15 protein-coding genes are annotated in these 18,253 nt (G+C 47.8%); 6 read left to right on the top strand and 9 right to left on the bottom strand.

Going from position 1 to position 18,253, the window contains the following annotated elements:
• Nucleotides 1-25: 25 nt before the first annotated feature.
• The gene (locus tag BUB18_RS26785; RefSeq protein ID WP_178372220.1) at nucleotides 26-634 is read right to left on the bottom strand and encodes a class I SAM-dependent methyltransferase; all 609 of its coding nucleotides are present in this window, start codon (nucleotides 632-634) and stop codon (nucleotides 26-28) included.
• A 381-nt stretch (nucleotides 635-1,015) separates the two neighbouring features.
• Between BUB18_RS26785 and BUB18_RS26780 the strand changes: the two genes are divergently transcribed.
• Nucleotides 1,016-2,518, top strand: a complete 1,503-nt coding sequence (locus BUB18_RS26780; protein ID WP_073087089.1) for a lipopolysaccharide biosynthesis protein — start codon at nucleotides 1,016-1,018, stop codon at nucleotides 2,516-2,518.
• Here BUB18_RS26780 and BUB18_RS26775 read toward each other — a convergent pair.
• The 6 genes from BUB18_RS26775 to BUB18_RS26750 form a co-directional block, all read right to left on the bottom strand.
• Nucleotides 2,515-3,273, bottom strand: coding sequence for a glycosyltransferase family 2 protein (locus BUB18_RS26775; RefSeq protein WP_083550858.1), 759 nt, complete (start codon nucleotides 3,271-3,273; stop codon nucleotides 2,515-2,517). The two genes, BUB18_RS26780 and BUB18_RS26775, sit on opposite strands and share 4 nt — an antisense overlap.
• Before the next feature lie 7 nt (nucleotides 3,274-3,280).
• Complete coding sequence (locus BUB18_RS26770) at nucleotides 3,281-4,525, bottom strand: glycosyltransferase (protein WP_073087087.1); 1,245 nt, start codon at nucleotides 4,523-4,525, stop codon at nucleotides 3,281-3,283.
• Nucleotides 4,526-4,528: 3 nt separating this feature from the next.
• The gene (locus tag BUB18_RS26765; protein WP_073087085.1) at nucleotides 4,529-5,527 is read right to left on the bottom strand and encodes a polysaccharide deacetylase family protein; all 999 of its coding nucleotides are present in this window, start codon (nucleotides 5,525-5,527) and stop codon (nucleotides 4,529-4,531) included.
• Nucleotides 5,514-6,212 (bottom strand): methyltransferase domain-containing protein, encoded by a 699-nt coding sequence (locus tag BUB18_RS26760; RefSeq protein WP_073087083.1) that lies wholly within the window; start codon nucleotides 6,210-6,212, stop codon nucleotides 5,514-5,516. The genes BUB18_RS26765 and BUB18_RS26760 overlap by 14 nt, the downstream gene beginning before the upstream one ends.
• Nucleotides 6,205-7,143, bottom strand: coding sequence for a hypothetical protein (locus BUB18_RS26755; RefSeq protein ID WP_073087081.1), 939 nt, complete (start codon nucleotides 7,141-7,143; stop codon nucleotides 6,205-6,207). Before BUB18_RS26755 ends, BUB18_RS26760 begins: the two co-directional genes overlap by 8 nt.
• Before the next feature lie 155 nt (nucleotides 7,144-7,298).
• Nucleotides 7,299-7,982, bottom strand: coding sequence for a C40 family peptidase (locus BUB18_RS26750; protein ID WP_083550855.1), 684 nt, complete (start codon nucleotides 7,980-7,982; stop codon nucleotides 7,299-7,301).
• Nucleotides 7,983-8,123: 141 nt separating this feature from the next.
• Between BUB18_RS26750 and dnaE the strand changes: the two genes are divergently transcribed.
• The 5 genes from dnaE (at nucleotide 8,124) to BUB18_RS26725 (ending at nucleotide 16,263) form a co-directional block, all read left to right on the top strand.
• On the top strand, nucleotides 8,124-11,765 hold the full coding sequence (dnaE, locus tag BUB18_RS26745; protein WP_073087079.1) for a DNA polymerase III subunit alpha: 3,642 nt from the start codon (nucleotides 8,124-8,126) through the stop codon (nucleotides 11,763-11,765).
• Nucleotides 11,766-11,892: 127 nt separating this feature from the next.
• A complete protein-coding gene (gene trxA / locus BUB18_RS26740; RefSeq protein WP_073087077.1) occupies nucleotides 11,893-12,210 on the top strand; it encodes a thioredoxin in 318 nt (105 codons plus the stop codon).
• Nucleotides 12,211-12,418: 208 nt separating this feature from the next.
• Nucleotides 12,419-14,548 carry a M43 family zinc metalloprotease gene (locus BUB18_RS26735; protein ID WP_083550853.1) on the top strand — a complete coding sequence of 710 codons (2,130 nt, stop codon included), beginning with the start codon at nucleotides 12,419-12,421 and terminating at the stop codon, nucleotides 14,546-14,548.
• 2 nt (nucleotides 14,549-14,550) lie between these two features.
• Nucleotides 14,551-15,726 (top strand): aminofutalosine synthase MqnE, encoded by a 1,176-nt coding sequence (gene mqnE, locus BUB18_RS26730; protein ID WP_073087073.1) that lies wholly within the window; start codon nucleotides 14,551-14,553, stop codon nucleotides 15,724-15,726.
• Between the two features lie 9 nt (nucleotides 15,727-15,735).
• Complete coding sequence (locus tag BUB18_RS26725; protein WP_073087071.1) at nucleotides 15,736-16,263, top strand: DUF192 domain-containing protein; 528 nt, start codon at nucleotides 15,736-15,738, stop codon at nucleotides 16,261-16,263.
• A gap of 37 nt (nucleotides 16,264-16,300) precedes the next feature.
• Here the strand turns inward: BUB18_RS26725 and BUB18_RS26720 are convergent, their stop codons facing one another.
• Nucleotides 16,301-16,507, bottom strand: a complete 207-nt coding sequence (locus BUB18_RS26720; protein ID WP_073087069.1) for a hypothetical protein — start codon at nucleotides 16,505-16,507, stop codon at nucleotides 16,301-16,303.
• Between the two features lie 26 nt (nucleotides 16,508-16,533).
• On the bottom strand, nucleotides 16,534-18,096 hold the full coding sequence (locus tag BUB18_RS26715) for an FMN-binding glutamate synthase family protein (RefSeq protein WP_073087067.1): 1,563 nt from the start codon (nucleotides 18,094-18,096) through the stop codon (nucleotides 16,534-16,536).
• Nucleotides 18,097-18,253: the final 157 nt, after the last annotated feature.

The following is an 18,253-nucleotide window of genomic DNA, read 5'->3' as shown; positions in this document are numbered from 1 at the left end:
TTCGCTTTTATATAAAGACTTAATGCTAGTTAATCGTGCCGGTACTCAACCCTTTACCAATCGGGTAAATACCTTCTACCTGCACACCAGGCAATGCCGCCCATTTCTTCAGCACTTCAATTTCATTATCGCGGAAACTATCATCCAGGAACCAGCGTGCGCCCGGATTAGCGAGCTTTTGCAAGTCTTCAATGGTGTAGTATCTTACCAGGTCAGTCCCCGCAGGACCATCTACCAGTATCCAGTCGAACCGCTGCATTCCCGGCCAGGTTTCTACCCCGCTCAGGTTATACCCCCTCTCAGCGCTGATCATTGGCGCATGATACATCTTTACAAACCTGGCTAAACCATGCTTCTCCAACCTATCCTGTGCCACTTTGGTTTCTTCCGCGCTTTGTTCGAGGCTTAATAATATACCATCCGGCTGATACAAGGACAGGTACTTTGCAAACAACAACGTACTTACACCGGAGCCACATTCCACAATCACCTTTGGTTTCTCCACCTGAAGGCGCTGCCACAAAAACAGCATGGAGTCAGCATCCAGCGTCCATTCGCCCAATACCCTGCCGTCAAAAAAACCACGCAGTTCCGGAATCGGAATGGCATCGCCAGCGGTTTTCAACGTTCTCATGGAAGGCCTTAAAATATCCGGCAACACAGCGTATTTACTCAACTGCGCCCTGCGGTTTTCCCAAAAAGTCAGCGGATATGGTTGAAGTGGTTGCTTCCTTAATTTTTTATTAAAGAGCGCAACACTATTCCTTATCAGGAAGTTTTTTATCATTGTGTGGTTAATAAGAGAGTTATGTAAAACGCCTGAACTCCTGTAATATCAGTACCTGAATCGATCATAACCGCCGATTCCGCAGCCTATACTACATCCGACGAAATTATAAAAAAATACCATCTGGACAAAAATAATACCCTTAACCAGCGCAAATCAGTTCCGGCTTACCTATAATTTCACCGGGGCTGCTTATCTTTGCCCGAATCGATAAACACAGACTTTTAAATGGGCATTGTCAGAAAACAGAGTTTATATTCATCCATCTCCATTTATATTGGTTTTGCATTTGGTGCATTTAATCAATTGGTACTGTTTCCCCGTCTTCTCAATGCTGAGCAATATGGCCTAAAAGGTGTACTCATCGATGTAGCCACCCTGATGGCCACGGTTGCATCACTGGGCGCCGTTCCTGCCATTAATAAATTCTTCCCCTTTTATAAGGATTATCTAACCAGGAAAAATAATGACCTTCCGTTTATCACCAGCATAGTAGCAGCAATAGGCTTTCTGCTATTCCTCGTATTCGCCTGGTTGTTCAAAGGACTAATAATTCAGAAGTTCAGCGGCAACTCCATGTTGTTTGTTGACTACTTCTATATCGTATATCCGCTCACTTTCTTTATCATGGTTTTCAATCTCCTCGAAGCTTTTGCCTGGGGACTAAAAAAAACCATCGCTTCTAACTTCCTGAAGGAAAACCTGCTGCGTGTAGCCACCACCGTGATACTAATCATCTATGCGGTAGGCAGCTTCAGTTTCAGCACTTTCATGTGGTTGTTCTGCCTGCCCTACGCGTTAATCGCCGTACTGCTCTGGTGGGTCATCTACAGAACCAAAGAACTGAAAACCGTACCTCAGCTCAGCAGCGTTACCCGGCGCATGAGCAAGCGGATCCTCATTTTCAGCGGATATGTATTTTCAGCGAACGTATTTTCCCTGATCGCACGTACAAACGACCTGCTTATCATGTCCAGTGTGATAGGCCTTGAAGCAGCAGGCGTTTATAGTATCGCCACTTTCGTAGCCAGCCTGATAGAGGTGCCACAACGAAGCATGTATTCCATCACCACTCCTATACTTTCACAAGCCTGGAAAGACAGGGATATGAGTAAAATCCAATCTCTTTATTCCAAAAGCTCTATCACCCTTATTATACTGGGTCTCGGAATATTTGGTGTTATCTGGTGCAGCCAGCATAACCTGGTGCTATTCCTCAATCACTTCCTGAATCCGCAGCAGCAGTCAATCATACCTCAAATTATCCTGGTGCTCTGCATCGCCAAACTGATTGACCTGGTTACAGGCGTGAATAACATTGTTATCCAAACCTCCAACTTCTGGCGGTTTGATTTTATCAGTGCTATTTCCTTTGTATTAGTGTCGATTGTACTGACCTATATCCTGCAGAAAAAAATGGGTATAGTTGGCGCCGCATACGCCACACTAATCGGTGTTTCACTCAACAATCTGGTCCGCTTCGCATTTATCTGGATTAAATTCGGAATGCAGCCACTGAGTTATAAAACAGGTATCACCCTGCTGCTGGGCGCAGCCTGCATAGGCATTACGCTGCAAATCCCATTTGCATGGAACCTGTACGCAGATACCATCATCAGAAGCATCGTATTTGTAGTGCTCTATGTACCGGCTGTAATAGGTTTGAAACTATCGGAAGATATTAATGGTATGTGGACAATGGTATATGAAAAGATCAGGAAGAAGTCTTAATACTTTTTCTTAACAATATACCGGGCTACAATATACAGGTGATGGAGGAAATTGGTCACCTTGCCATAATAATGATCCAGGATTTTATAGCGCTCCTTCCAGGCCAGGCGCTGCCGCTGCTTGGAAGTGCCCCCCACCCTGAATCCGGCTATTACCAGGTGCGTATTACAACAGGTTTTAGCTTGTTTTAATACCTGTATCATCCAGTCAATATCTGCACATACCTTGTATTGGAGGTCGTACAGCGGGCTCATGCCGCGCTTCACAATAAAGGCCTGGTGTGATACCACCATCCCATGTTGCAGGCTTTTCCAGGTAAGCTGCTCCGGCACCTGGTGCGGCGTTTGCTGCGACCTCAGTCCCAAAGGCTTGCCCTCTTCCGTGAGAAACATGGCTTCTCCATAATATACATCCGCATCCGCACAGGTAGCAAATACCCTGGTAAGCACCTCATTGTCGTGCAACAGGTCATCGGCATTCAAAAAATACACGTAATCACCGGTGGCCGCCTGCAAACCCTTATTCATGGCATCATACAGCCCCTTGTCCTTTTCTGATATCACGGTAGCAATACGATCACGGTACCTCTCCACCACCGCCATGGTACCATCTTTAGACGCACCATCCACAATGATGAATTCAATATGCGGATAAGTTTGAGATAACACACTCTGGATCGTTTTCTCAATATGCTTTTCTGCATTATAACAAACTGTTATGATACTGATAACCGGATTCGTTGTATTTGTAGCCACTGTTTTTCTATTTATGATGCCGCGCTACCGCACTAAACAATTGATAGTACTGTGCTGCGATCGTTTCCATTCCAAAATGATTGATAATATATGTTCTTGCCTGGGCAGAAAATCGTGCACGCTTCTCTCCATCTGCCAGTAAATCCAGCACTGCAGCGGCAAAATGCCTGTAATCACCAGGAGGAATCACATAGCCCGATTGCCCGTCCGCCACAATTTCAGCGCAGCCTCCTACATCAAAGGTAATACAGGGGGTGGCACAACTGCCCGCCTCTATCAATACATTCGGCAGGGTATCCGCTTTTGTTGGGTAGATGAAAAGGTCGCTGGCACTATAGCACTGCATCATCCTATCTACCCCGCTCACATAGCCGGTGTACACACCTTTCAGGTGCCTGTATTCCACCGGCAGCCTGTCCTTCCCGATCATCAGCAGGTATACATCGCGGTCCAGCTGCTCGTCTAACAGCGCTAGTACCTGTAACAATTCTTTGCCGCCCTTAAACTCACTGGCAAAAAGCCTCTCCGATACAAAGCTGATAACGGGAAAATTTTCTGTGAGCCCCAAAGCAGCCCTGGCAGCCTGTTTATCCTGCGGCTGGTATTGATCGGTATCTATGGGGTTCGGAATATGATAGAGGGGTTTGTTTTTTGTAAGCGGACTTTCTTTAGTCATGTTATACAACCACTCCGCCGGCGACACAATATACAGCTCGCTTTCCGCGTAGATCCGCTGCTTTCTGCGAATCAGGAAATTACCCGTATCTATACCGGTATTCGGTGAGTGTTTATATTCTCCCTTCGCCGGTAAACCCGACTTCCAGGAAGTATCCCCAAAGGTATGGGCAGCATTGGCAGTGATTGCCCACATATCGTGCAGCGTCCATACAATAGGCGCGTACTGTGATAGTTTGGGGAGCAGCGCCGCATCAAAGTAGCCTCCATGGATATTATGCAGACTAATCACATCCGGCTTAAACCGCTTCACCGTGTCCATGATTACGGCCGATGAAAACGGGAACCACAGGTACTGCAGCCCCACCAGGTTGCTGGCCACATTCCAGCCTCTTTCAATAAAATTAATAACAGGCCCTTTCCGGGTAACCGTTACGTTAGCCGCATTGGTATGATGTGTACCCGCTATAAAATGATTTTGGGTATGATAATACTTTTGCAGGGCCGCACCAATCCGTTGCCCGGCAATGGCTGCTCCGCCACTATTCTCATACCTGTTTATAAAAAGTACTTTCACCTGTTATAGTTTAAAAAAGCGCTCCATCCTGGATTTGAATTCGGCAATCGGCCAGTCGCGCACCAGTATCCGTGGCAGCGCAAATCGATTACTCCACGTATGTACCTGCCCGTAGTAATTGGCGCATACCATCTGCAAACCCAGTTCCTTACAGGCTTTGATGCTGTCGGCATTGTAATACCGCTTGCTGCCCAGGAATTTCCTCCCACCAAAAGGATAAGAAAAATGCTGCATGGGCTCTTGCAAAAGTGATTCCAGTATTTCTTTGCTCTGGCCAATTTCCTGTAACTGCTGTGTGTATGGCAACATGCCCACAGCTGGATGGCGATGTGTATGGCAGCCGATGTGTACATATGGACTGTCGGCCATTGCGCGCAGCTCATCAAAGGTCATCATGCGATGCGTAGGCCTGCCATCAGCTCCACAGCCAGCCCAGCTATACAGGTATTGCATGGCCTGGTCAATAACATCCGGCGAACAAAAACGCAATATAGCCTGCAAAGCATAATAAGTATCTGTAATGGCGCTGGAAGTGGCGGTATTGAATTGATGTGCCGCGCCGTTAATGGTGATTTCCAGCGTTGCCGGCAGGGTATTGCCCGTGAGCATTACCCGCTCCAGGTCATCCCACCACTGCTCTTTATTGGTATTAAGTTTCGAAGTTGTGATATAAAACAATGCCGGTGTAGCCTGCGCCGTCATAATTGGCAAGGCTTCCAGGCAGTTATCTGCGTAGCCGTCGTCGAAGGTAACCAACACGGAACGCTTCGGCAATGGTTTGCCTCTTTTGAGGTAGTACAAAAACTGATCTGCATGTAGAACGTTATAGTCTGCCTGAAGATGTTGCAATTGTGCATCAAAATTGGCAGGACTCACCGCCAGTTCCTGCGGATCCTGCGCCAGGCTGGTGACCCGGTGGTATAACAGGATAACGGCAGGTGGCTGTATCTTATTGGCCACAAAGTTGCCGGCTGAAAATATGGCGTCACTAAGCTTTCCCATTGGCTTTCTTCGTTGCGCTAATGCTGATGATAACAGGATAAACCGGATCGTGATAATCCAGTTCCTCCCTCGTTACTTCCTCTGCGGAGATACCATGGAAAAGCGCAGTAGCTGCCAGTACATTTCCATATGCCTGAACGGTTACATTGCCTTCTCCAAAAATTTCATCAAATACTCGCTGGGCAGATTTGGTGGTAAAGCGCCAGTAATCCCCCCAGCGTTGCATATCGTAAGCGGATATCTGCGATACGCCGGCCAGCGTTGCCAGCAGCACACCTCCTGGCTTCAGGAGGTAATACGCACCTTCAATAGCTGTTTTATAATCGTAAATGAAGTTGAACGTTTGTGTACAGATAAAGCAGTCTATCTGGTTTTCAGGGAGAGATGTAATATCCGTCAGGTCACCTTGTATCGTTACATGAGCACCGGGTTGCGTATGCAATACCTCATACCTGGTAACGTTCTGACCGAATTGCTTAGAGTAGGAACTTTCAGCAATTTCCAGTACATGCCCCTTAATGGCCGGTAAATTCTTTTGCAGGAAGCTTTCGATGTAATAGCGGTCCACAGGAGTGCCACGATCAAAACCGAAAGTCGTGGAAATAGGTTTTACACTGCGTAGGTTATTCCAGTTTAAAGGAGCTACTACTTCCCGTTTAAACTTCTTGAGTATCTTTTTAAGCATTGCCTGCAATTTTGCGCCAGATTTTAATAAGCTTATCTCTTACTTTTTCTTTGATCGTCATCCCGGCATTCTTTCGCAGAAAAACTCCGAAGCGCTTTTCAATTTCCAGGTTATTCACCACGGGAATATCTTTCACCGGAATCACACCGGGATAGAGTTCAGTGTAGGTATAATCATGCACTGTGTAATGGTGGGTGGCGCTGGGTACGTTCCCATCATGCCTCACCAGTGATTTCGTAGGATACAGTGTCAGCATGTCGTGCAGGTAGGCTGTTGCTCTCCAGCGTATTGCCCAGGAGCTTACCTTCCCCTGCTGCTGCTGGTGCAGCATTCTGAAGAAAGGATAACCTCCCCAGAAATCAAATTCCGCTTTCAGCCCACGGTCTTTGATCTGTTGAATCAGTTTGGCTGAATCCGGCTCAAACTTACTCCAGGCGCGTGCCCAGGTACCCCAACCCCAGCATCCCGGATCGTGAATGGTCAAAGTTTCATCCGGGTAATCAGCCGGTATTTCAATCGGGTACATGTATCCATGTACCGCGAGCATTTTATCATTATGCTCATATTTAACCAGCGCCTCGTTTATATAGGCCAGGAAATGTGGCGCTACCACCAGGTCATCTTCCAGCACGATAATTTTACCAAACTGGTTCACGATCTTGGTAACACCGTAGATGATGGAATTTGCCAGGCCTTTGTTTTGCGCCGCTTCTTCAATGATCACCTCCTTACACCACTGCCGGCTACGCACAATTTTCCGCGTTTGCTCGATCAATGCGAGTTGCGCTTCAGACGATCCCGGTTTGGGACCATCACAGAAGATATATAAAGTGCTGTCTGCAGCAAGTTCATTGCGACTTAAATGCTCTAAAGTACTGAGCGTCAGTTCAGGACGATTATAAACAAATAATACTACGGGAGCCAGTTCCATCCAGGATATTCTATAATTACAAAGCCGTGAAAATAGCACAAAACCCACAATTAAACAAATAAACGCAGCCATACCGGCATGGCCGGAAAGGCTGCGTGGGTGGATTGTGCAGCACAATCCACTAACGTATCAGGCTATACGAAAAATGTAATGCGTTATAATCTGCCTCCGCCGGCGTAGTATTTTTTCCAGTACATCTCCTTCAGATCACTGATCATCACCCCATTACTGGTGCTGGCGTGCACGAATTTGTCATTATTGAGGTAGATGCCTACGTGCGAAATTCTTTTGTGGTGAATTTTGAAGAACACCAGGTCCCCTTCGCGCAGTTGCTGCTTGCCTAAGCGGGTTACCTGATTATATAACTGTACGGAGTTACCGATAAGATTCAGCTGAAATACCGTATTCATCAACATATTTACAAAACCGCTGCAATCAATACCATCTTTGGTTTTGCCCCCCATACGATAAGGAGTACCCATCCAGTCTTCAATAAAGCCATACAGCCTGCCGTTCAGCACCGATTCAACCGGTACATCCAGCAACTGGGAATACTTAAACTGCCAGCTGGAGGCGTTTTCAATGATAGTGCTGCCCACACTCACATTGGAGCTGATGGCTACATTTTTATTGTGATTGGGATTTACAACCTCTTTAGGTTTTTGTCTTGTTGAAATGCCTTCAATAAATTGTACCTGGGATGATGAACCCCTGCTGGCAGTGGCCGAAGCCGCCTTTCCGGTGTTCTTGGAGGTACTTTTATGAAGTGTCGAACAGGAACTAAGTGACAGTGCACAAACCGATAATTTCACAATTAAATTCCTCTTTACACGCTTCATAATTTCTGGACTGGTTAATTTTTCGCTAAAATATTTAAGATTTTCGAATTTCCATGAGCAGTCTCCTGCTAAATTTACTCACATAGAACGCTTTAAGGAATATTTTACGACATTTGCTGTCTGACAAAAGAGGATAGCAAGATGAATTTCTCCCACTTACACGTACACACGCAATTTTCCCTGCTGGATGGTGCTGCCGACATAAAATCGCTGTATAAAAAAGCGATGGCTTCTAATCAGCCCGCACTGGCTATTACAGACCACGGAAATATGTTCGGTGTATTTCAGTTTGTGGCAGAAGCTTACAATAACAAACTGAACCCCGCCGATCCAAAGGATAAACGCCTGAAAGTAAAACCTATTGTGGGCTGCGAATTTTATCTCGTGGAAAACCGCCATAAACGTGCTTTCACCCGTGAAGAAAAAGATATCCGCTACCACCAGGTATTACTTGCCAAAGATGATGAAGGTTATCGCAACCTCATCAAACTCTGCTCCCTGGGTTATATGGAAGGGCTGTATGGTAAATACCCGCGTATCGATAAAGAACTGGTACTCCAGTATCATAAAGGCCTGATAGCCACCACCTGCTGCCTCGGTGCCTCCGTACCCAAAACCATCCTCCGCAAAGGCGAAGAGGAAGGTGAAAAGGAATTCAGATGGTGGCTCGACCTCTTTGGTGAGGACTTCTATGTAGAACTCCAGCGCCACGGCATCCCCGAGCAGGAACAGGTAAACGCAGTGCTGCTGCGCTTCGCACAGAAATATAATGTAAAAGTCATTGCTTCCAATGACTCTCACTATGTGGATCAGTCGGATGCCAATGCCCATGACATCCTCCTTTGTATCAACACCGGCGAAAAGAAAAGTACGCCTACCATGAAGGAGTTCTCAGACGACGACGTGTCCATGAAAAACAGACGCTTCGCCTTCTACAACGATCAGTTCTATTTCAAAACCACGGATGAAATGTCGGCCCTGTTCCACGATCTTCCGCAGGCCATTGACAATACCAACGAAATCGTAGATAAAGTACAGCTGCTGGACCTCAAAAGAGATATCCTGCTGCCTAACTTCCCCATTCCTAAAGAGTTTTTCACGCAGGACCAATACCTGCGCCACCTGACCTTCGAAGGTGCCCGCACCCGATACACGGAAATGACAGCTGAAGTAGAGGAACGCCTCAACTTCGAACTGCAGGTAATTGAAAACATGGGATTTGCCGGGTACTTCCTCATCGTGTCCGACTTCATCAAAGCAGGCCGCGATCTGGGTGTATTCATCGGCCCTGGCCGTGGATCGGCTGCCGGTTCCGCAGTAGCATACTGCATCGGGATCACCAACATCGACCCCATTAAATACAACCTCCTGTTTGAGCGTTTCCTTAACCCGGAACGTAAGAGCATGCCCGATATTGATACGGACTTCGATGATGAAGGCCGTCAGAAAGTAATCGACTACGTTGTACAGAAATACGGCCGTAACCAGGTGGCACAAATCATCACCTATGGTACCATGGCCGCTAAAATGAGTATCAAGGACGTTGCCCGTGTAATGGACCTCCCACTGCCGGATTCCAATGCCCTGGCCAAACTGGTGCCCGATAAACCAGGCATTCAGCTGGACCGTATCTTCAACGCACCACTGGAAGGTGATAAAAGTCTGGCCGATAAAGAAGGCCTCGCCGGTGAAGATATTGAGAACATCAAAAAACTCCGTGAGCTCATCAAAGGGGAAGACCTCCAAGGGGAAGTACTCCGCGAAGCCTGCGTACTCGAAGGCTCCGTACGTAACACCGGTATCCATGCGGCAGGTATTATCATCGCCCCGCAGGACCTCTACGACCTCATCCCCGTTTCCACCGCGAAAGACTCCGACCTCCTCGTTACCCAGTTTGAAGGTAGCATCATTGAGAACGCCGGCGTTATCAAAATGGACTTCCTCGGGCTCAAAACCCTTACGATCATTAAAAACGCCCTGGAACTGATCCGTCAGAACCACGGTGTAGTAATTGATATCGACTATATCCCGCTGGACGACGAAAAGACGTATGAGCTCTATCAGAAAGGTGAAACCAACGCCACGTTCCAGTTCGAGTCGGCCGGTATGCAAAAATACCTCCGCGAACTGAAGCCGGACCGTTTCGACGATCTGATTGCCATGAACGCCCTCTACCGCCCGGGACCACTCGAGTACATCCCTGCGTTTATCCGCCGTAAGCACGGACTGGAGCCCACCACCTACGACCTCGCCGAAATGGAGGAATACCTCAACGATACCTACGGTATCACGGTATACCAGGAGCAGGTGATGTTGCTGAGCCAGAAACTGGCCGGCTTCTCCAAAGGAGATGCCGACGTACTCCGTAAGGCCATGGGTAAAAAACAAAAGGCCGTACTGGATAAAATGAAATCACAGTTTATGGAAGGCTGCCAGAAAAACGGGCATGACCTCAAAATCTGTGATAAAGTATGGACCGACTGGGAAGCTTTCGCATCCTATGCGTTCAACAAATCCCACGCTACCTGCTATGCATTCGTAGCCTACCAAACCGCATACCTCAAAGCCCACTACCCTGCTGAATATATGGCTGCCGTTCTGAACAACGCCAGCAATATTGAAAAAATCACCTTCTTCATGGAAGAGTGTAAGCGTATGGGCATCGACGTATTGCCGCCGGACGTAAACGAATCATTCAAAGGCTTTGCCGTAAACAAACAAGGCCAGATCCGCTTCGGCCTCGGTGGCCTCAAAGGCGTGGGTGAAGCCGCCGTGGAAAACCTGCTTGAAGAGCGTAAAAAAGAAGGCAACTTCAAAACTATATTCGACTTTATTAAACGCGTTAACCAACGCGCTGTAAATAAGAAATCGCTGGAGGCCCTGGCCATGTCAGGCGCCTTCGACTGCTTCCCTGAATTACACAGGGCACAGTATTTCCATAAACCGGAAAATGATCCCCTCTCCGGCCTCGACCGCATCGTAAAATTCGGCCAGCAGGTAAGTGCAGGATCATCTTCCATCGGCAGCCTCTTTGGTGCGGATGAACTCCCGGACGTGGAACCTCCTAAAATCCCCCCTTGCGACCCATGGCCACTGATCATGAAGCTCAACAATGAACGGGATGTTACAGGTATCTATATCTCCGGCCACCCGCTGGACGACTACCGCTTCGAAATGAAGCACTACCAGATGAACACTGTGCAGGAACTCGTTGAATACCAGGCCGACATCAGTACCCCCGGTAGCACCGGTGGCCGCGCCAGGGAAAAGAACTTCCGCCTGCCCGTATTCATTACCAACGCCCAGGAAAGAATCTCCAGGAATAACCGCCAGTTCGGCATTATGACCATTGAGGATTATACCGGAAAATTCGAATTTGCCCTGTGGAGTGAGGACTTCATCCGATTCGCTCCCTATCTCAAGCCGGGATTGTGCCTGTTTATCAATGGCGGCTTCAAATCCAAACGTTTTAACGACAATGAATATGAATTTAAGGTAAACAGCATCCAGCTGCTCCAGGAGGTTAAAAAGACCCATACCAAGCAGGTATTCCTGATGACCTCTCCGAAATCCATCACCCGGCAGACGGTGGATTTTCTGGTAGAGAACGTCAACCGCTACCCCGGCAGCAGCACCATGCATGTACACCTCACCGATATCGATACACAATTGCAGGCTAAACTCCATACGTTCAACCGTAATATTGAAATGAATGACGAGTTGGCACAGTATCTGGCTAAACAACCGGATATCGATGTGTATATAGACATAATCAATAAGTAAGATGTCAAAAATGCAGTAATTTGCACATGGATCAAGATTTGACAGTAATTAGTCACTGATTGAACAGAAAAACACAAAGCAGCAGAAAATCAAAACAATCATAACAAATCATTTTAAATCAGAGTATATGGCTTTAGAATTCACAGATGCGAACTTCGAAACTGAAGTTCTGAATAGCGATAAATTAACTGTTATCGACTTTTGGGCTGAATGGTGCGGTCCTTGCCGTGCAATCGGTCCGGTAATTGAAGAGCTGTCTAAAGACTACGCAGGTAAAGTAAACATCGGTAAAGTTAACGTGGACCACAATCCTCAGTTATCTGTAAACTACGGTATCACCAGCATCCCTGCTATTCTTTTTGTAAAAGGCGGCAAAGTAGTTGACAAACAGGTAGGTGCAGTTCCTAAATCTGTACTGGAAAAGAAAATCCAGGCAAACCTCTAATCAGGACGCACTGAAGTAAAATATCTAAGGCAGGCCTTCCGGTACCGGAAGGCCTGTTTTGTTTTACAGGCTGTCAGCGCACAGCGCACCACGCGGCGGCAGCTGTCGATACACAGGCAAAACCAGCCTTTTAACCTGTCCTTCAAAATAAGTATAACAAAGAAACGTTATCTTACGTCGACAATTTCACAACCAAATACCCGAGCCGTTGCGCAAACTTTTTTTTATCCTCCTTACCTTTCTAACCGTATCGACGCTGCAGGCGCAGCGAAAATGTGGAACCAGCGAAGTGCTGCAGCAAATGGCAGCCGAAAGCCCTGTTATGGCTGCCCGTATCCAGACCTGGCAAACAAAACTGCTGCGTGGTCAGGTTCAGCAGCAGCTTAAAACAGAAGCCGTTCCACAGGCTGTTACCATACCAGTGGTCATTCACATCGTACTCGATAACCCCGCAAGCGTTACTGACGCACAGGTGCAATCGCAAATAGCAGCCCTCAACCTCGATTATACTGCTACCAATACCGATATTTCCCGTGTTCCTGCCGTATGGCAGTCCATCATAGGGAATATGAATATTAATTTCTGCCTGGCACAACGTACACCTGACGGGGAGCCTACCAACGGCATTGTGCGGGTAACCAGCAACAGAACATTCGATATTACCAACGGCGCTCCGGATGTAAAATATGACGATACCGGCGGCTCCAACGCCTGGGATACACGTAAATACCTCAACATCTGGGTGACGAAACTCGCCAGCGGCTACCTCGGCGTGGCCGCCCCAGTTGGCAGCGGCTTTCAGCCGGAACAGGAAGGTGTGGTGATAGCTTACAACGCCTTCGGTACCATCGGTAATATCAGCCCAACCTATAACAAAGGCCGCACGGTGACCCATGAAGTGGGCCACTACTTTGGGCTTAAACATATCTGGGGAGATGATAACGGCGACTGCTCCGACGATGACGGGATCGCCGATACGCCGCTACAGGGCACCAGCAGCTTCGGTTGCTTCACCTTCCCCAAAACTGACCGCTGTACGCCTGCCGCTCCAGGTATCATGTTCATGAACTACATGGATTATTCGGACGATGCCTGCATGCAGCTGTTTACAGCCGGACAAGTGACCCGTATGCGGTTTGTGCTGGAAAATATTATCAGTACACTCATAACTTCAGATGGGTGCACCCCACCGGTGGTATATCCGAATAATGCCTCGCTGCTGCAGGTGTTGTCGCCCGCAGGCAAGCTCTGTAACACCGGCATAGCACCGGTGGTAACGCTCAGAAACAAAGGCACAGCCCCTCTTACCAGCGTTAATATCAACTATCAGCTCAATGGAGGTAGTTTGCATACTTATAGCTGGACAGGTAACCTGGCGCCGCTGACCACTACCACCGTAACACTTCCATCTGCCAATATCACCATTGGCAACTATAACCTTAAAGCCTATACGCAGCTGCCTAACGGACAGCCAGACGGCGACCCGGCCAATGACACCACCACCGGCAGGTTTAATTACGATGCAGAAGTCATACTCCCCCTCACCGAAGGTTTTGAAAACGACAGCTTCCCTCCTCCCGGCTGGGCTATACGAAACCCGGACAGGAGCTTCACCTGGGAGCGTATCCGCGACGTAGGCAGCGCCAGCAAAGCATCGGCACTGATTCGCAACCTGGGATACAATACCAATTTCCAACAGGATGATTTATTGTCGCCCGTACTGGACCCACAGGGGCACGACTCCGTATTCCTCTTTTTTGACGTGGCTGCAGCGGTATACACCGATCCGTCTACCGCCGGCAATATCTGGGATACTTTGCAAATCCATGTGAGCAGTGATTGTATGAACAGTACCGAAATGGTATACCAGAAGTGGGGCCCGAATCTCATTACACATAAAACTGCTATTCAGACAGAGTTCGTTCCTACTGCGTCCGAATGGCGCCGGGATTCTGTGGATCTGACCGCTGCGGTGCATAAAGGAAAATTTCAGGTAGCCTTCAGAAATATCTCAAATTCAGAGAATAACATTTATATTGATAATATAAAAATTGTTACGAAAGACGTCAATGAAGACCTGAGAAAGCAGGGCGTATTGGTGAATCCCAACCCGAGTACAGGGATCGTATGGGTGACATTCTACCAGGTTCCGGAGGATCTTGAACGGGTGGCGATCTATAATGCCGCAGGCCAGCTGATCACCAGTCAGCCCCCTACCGGCATCAACCGCGCCAACCGTATGACCTTTAATTTGGTAAATGAGCCAAATGGTGTTTATTTTGTAAAATTAATTTACAGGAACAGGGCCAACACCATTAAATTAATGAAAGTAAGATAACGATGAGACAAGATTATCCCGCTGTAGAAGTATTACTGCAGCAACCCGGACTGGACCAGTCGCTGAAAGCAATAGGCGAGAAAGTATTAAGACAGGAAAGACTGACGCCACAAGATGGACTGACCTTATTTGAAAAAGGCGATATCGGATATTTGGGTGCATTAGCCAACCTCGTACGTGAGCGCATGCACGGCGATAAAACCTATTTCAATCGTAACTTTCATATCGAACCCACGAACGTCTGCATCTTCACCTGCCATTTCTGTTCCTACTCCCGCCTCTATAAAAACCGGGAAGACGGATGGGAACTCAGCATCGACCAGATGCTCGACATCGTAAAAGGCTACGATAACCAACCCGTTACCGAAGTACATATCGTGGGTGGTGTACACCCTAAAATGCAGCTGGAATTCTTTGTGGAACTGATTCAGAAAATCAGGGCCCATCGTCCGGATCTGCACATCAAAGGTTTCACTGCAGTTGAGCTGGATTATATGTTCCGCAAAGCCAAAGTGACCATAGAAGAAGGTATGCGCATCCTCAACGAAGCAGGTCTGCAATCCATGCCAGGCGGCGGTGCAGAAATCTTCCACCCGGATGTACGTGCTAAAATCTGTCATGATAAAGTTGATGCAGACGGCTGGTTAGCCATCCACAAAGCAGCGCACAAACAAGGTATGCACACCAACGCTACCATGCTGTACGGCCACGTAGAAAACTTCGAACACCGCATCGATCACATGGAGCGCCTCCGTTCCCTGCAGGACGAAACCGGTGGCTTTAATACCTTTATTCCGCTGAAATTCCGCAACAAAGGCAACGATATGTCAGATATTCCGGAAACTTCTGTAGTAGAAGATCTCCGCCTGTACGCTATCGCACGCCTGTATATGGATAACTTCCCTCACCTGAAAGCCTACTGGCCAATGCTGGGAAGAAATACCGCACAACTCACCCTCAGCTTCGGTGTAAACGACCTGGATGGTACCATCGACGATACCACCAAAATTTACTCCATGGCAGGTGCAGAAGAACAGAATCCTTCCATGAACACCGCACAGCTGGCCATGCTGATTCGTCAGGCTGGTCGCCGCCCGGTAGAAAGAGATACTGTTTACAATGAAATTAAAGACTATACAGAAGTAGTATTCTCTGATGAAGAACTGCTGCTGAAATAAACCTTATCTATGCATCTATATCTGAAACTTTTGCTGATAGCTGGTTTGTCCACCGCAGGCTGCAACCAGTCCGCATCCAGCAATCAATCCGCTGCAGATACCTCCACTGCCCCTGTTGCAGAGCAACAGGTAGAAACAGCCAACGGCATCGCCTTCAGAAAAGACGCCGCCCTGGCCTTCGTTTCAAAAACCGGTGCTGATACCCTCCGCAAAATTGACATCCAGCTCGCAGAAACAGATCCGCAACGCGAAGATGGGCTGATGTACAGAAAGTCGATGACAGATGACCAGGGTATGCTCTTCGTGTTCCCTGATATGGAAGAGCGATCCTTCTGGATGAAAAACACTTACATCTCCCTGGATATTATTTATATCGATGATAAAATGGAGATCGTATCCATCCAGAAATATGCAACACCTTTATCAGAACAAAGCCTGCCTTCCTTCAAAAAAGCGCAGTACGTGCTGGAAGTAAATGGTGGCTTCTGCGATAAATACCACATTGGATACGGTGATAAAATCGCTTACAAAAAATAACCATACTTATCCGCTACTATCACAGTAGCGGATTTTTTTATGCTTTTTCGCCGATTGCCATCGGCACTTTTGATACATATTCTGACTTACGAACGAATACTCCGCTTTCCAGCGGAGTATTTTTTTCCCCAAACGCTTGGGGAGAGACCGAAGGTCTCTCCCCAAGCGAACCAAAAACTTCCCCACCAAGTGAAATAAAAAAAGCCCCGCTGGAAAGCGGAGCTTTTTTGCTCTTTTGATACATATTTGACTGCTAACACTATAGCTGAATTAATTATGAGCAATCTGCTCCGGATACAAAGGCGCACCCGCTTTGCTCAAACGAGGACCATAAATCTCTGCATAAGAGCGTATATCCGTTCTCGTTACACGGCGGAATAACGCTTCCGGCTGCACCTTTTCTGCGGAAGTAAAGCCGCAGGCACCCATCAGCTCTGCCAGCGCATAAATAGTGTTACGATGGTAGTTCGCCACACGTATACGTTTATCCGCCACATTTACCCCACGGTACAACGTTGGATCCTGTGTAGCCACACCTACCGGGCAGCTGCCACTGTCGCACTGTAACGCCTGGATGCAGCCCAGCGCAAGCATCATGCCACGCGCACTATAAGCAGCATCTGCTCCCAGTGCCAGCACTTTCATAATATCAAAACCGGTGATGATTTTACCACTGGCCAATATGCGGATATGTTTTTTCAGGTTGTAATGCTTCAGCATATTCACCACCATCGCCAGCGCATCATACAATGGCATACCAATGGAGTCGGTGAATTCCAGCGGCGCCGCACCGGTACCACCTTCTGCACCATCCACCGTAATGAAATCCGGATAAATACCGGTGTTCACCATAGCGGTACAAATACGCTCAAACTCGTCAGCACGGCCCACACACAGCTTGAAACCTACCGGCTTACCACCGCTCAGTTTACGCATTTGCTGCAGGAACGCCAGCATTTCATATTCATTGCTAAACGCGGTATGCGCTGCAGGTGATAATACGCTCACCCCTGGCTTTACCTTACGGATAGCAGCAATTTCAGGTGTATTTTTTGCCGCAGGCAATACCCCTCCTTTACCAGGTTTGGCACCCTGACTCAATTTCAATTCGATCATTTTCACCGAAGGCGCCGCAGCTGCCGCTTCAAAAACAGCAGGAGAGAAATTACCCGCTTCATCGCGACAACCGAAATAACCGGTACCAATCTGCCAGATCAATGCACCCCCGTTTTCCAGGTGATAAGGACTGATACCTCCCTCACCGGTGTTGTGTGCAAATTCACCGATTTGCGCGCCACCGTTGAGCGACAGCACCGCAGTCTTACTCAGTGCACCATAACTCATGGCACTGATATTTAACAAAGAGGCATCATATGGCTGGGAACATTGCTCGTTACCAATGGTAACACGCAGTGCTTCTGGCTTTACTTTAACAGGAAACGCAGTATGAGAAGCCCACTCATAGCCAGGCTCGTACATATCTGCCAGTGCACCAAAGGCAACGGTCTGCTTTACATCTTTGGCACGCTGATACACTACAGAACGCTGACGACGGCTAAACGGACGTCCGTCAGTATCTGATTCAAAAAAGTACTGGCGCATCTCCGGACGAATGTTCTCCAACAGGTAACGCAGCCTGCCCAAGGCAGGGTAGTTACGCAGTAAAGCATGCGTTCTCTGGAAACGGTCGTACAGGGTGAGAATGGTCAAACCCACGGCCACAGGTAATAAGATCCAACCGCTAAGATACCCGCGATAAATCCCCACTGCTACGGTAATGTCCAATACGAGGCATAAAAAGTAAACCGCCCATCGTGCAATCCGATGATTCATAAAACTGTTTTTATAAGATTGTTTGGTAATTGCTTTGGATGTTTGCCGCCTGCGTTGTGCCAGGTAGCGATCCTCCCGAACAACTAGTCTCTTTCCATTAAGTTGTCCGGGTTAAAATGTTGAAGTCTTTGGGGCAGGATAAAAATGGCAACGTAAA

Origin of the sequence: Chitinophaga jiangningensis (assembly GCF_900142605.1) — a bacterium.
Classification (GTDB): domain Bacteria; phylum Bacteroidota; class Bacteroidia; order Chitinophagales; family Chitinophagaceae; genus Chitinophaga; species Chitinophaga jiangningensis.
This window is presented reverse-complemented; position numbering and strand designations above follow the sequence as displayed.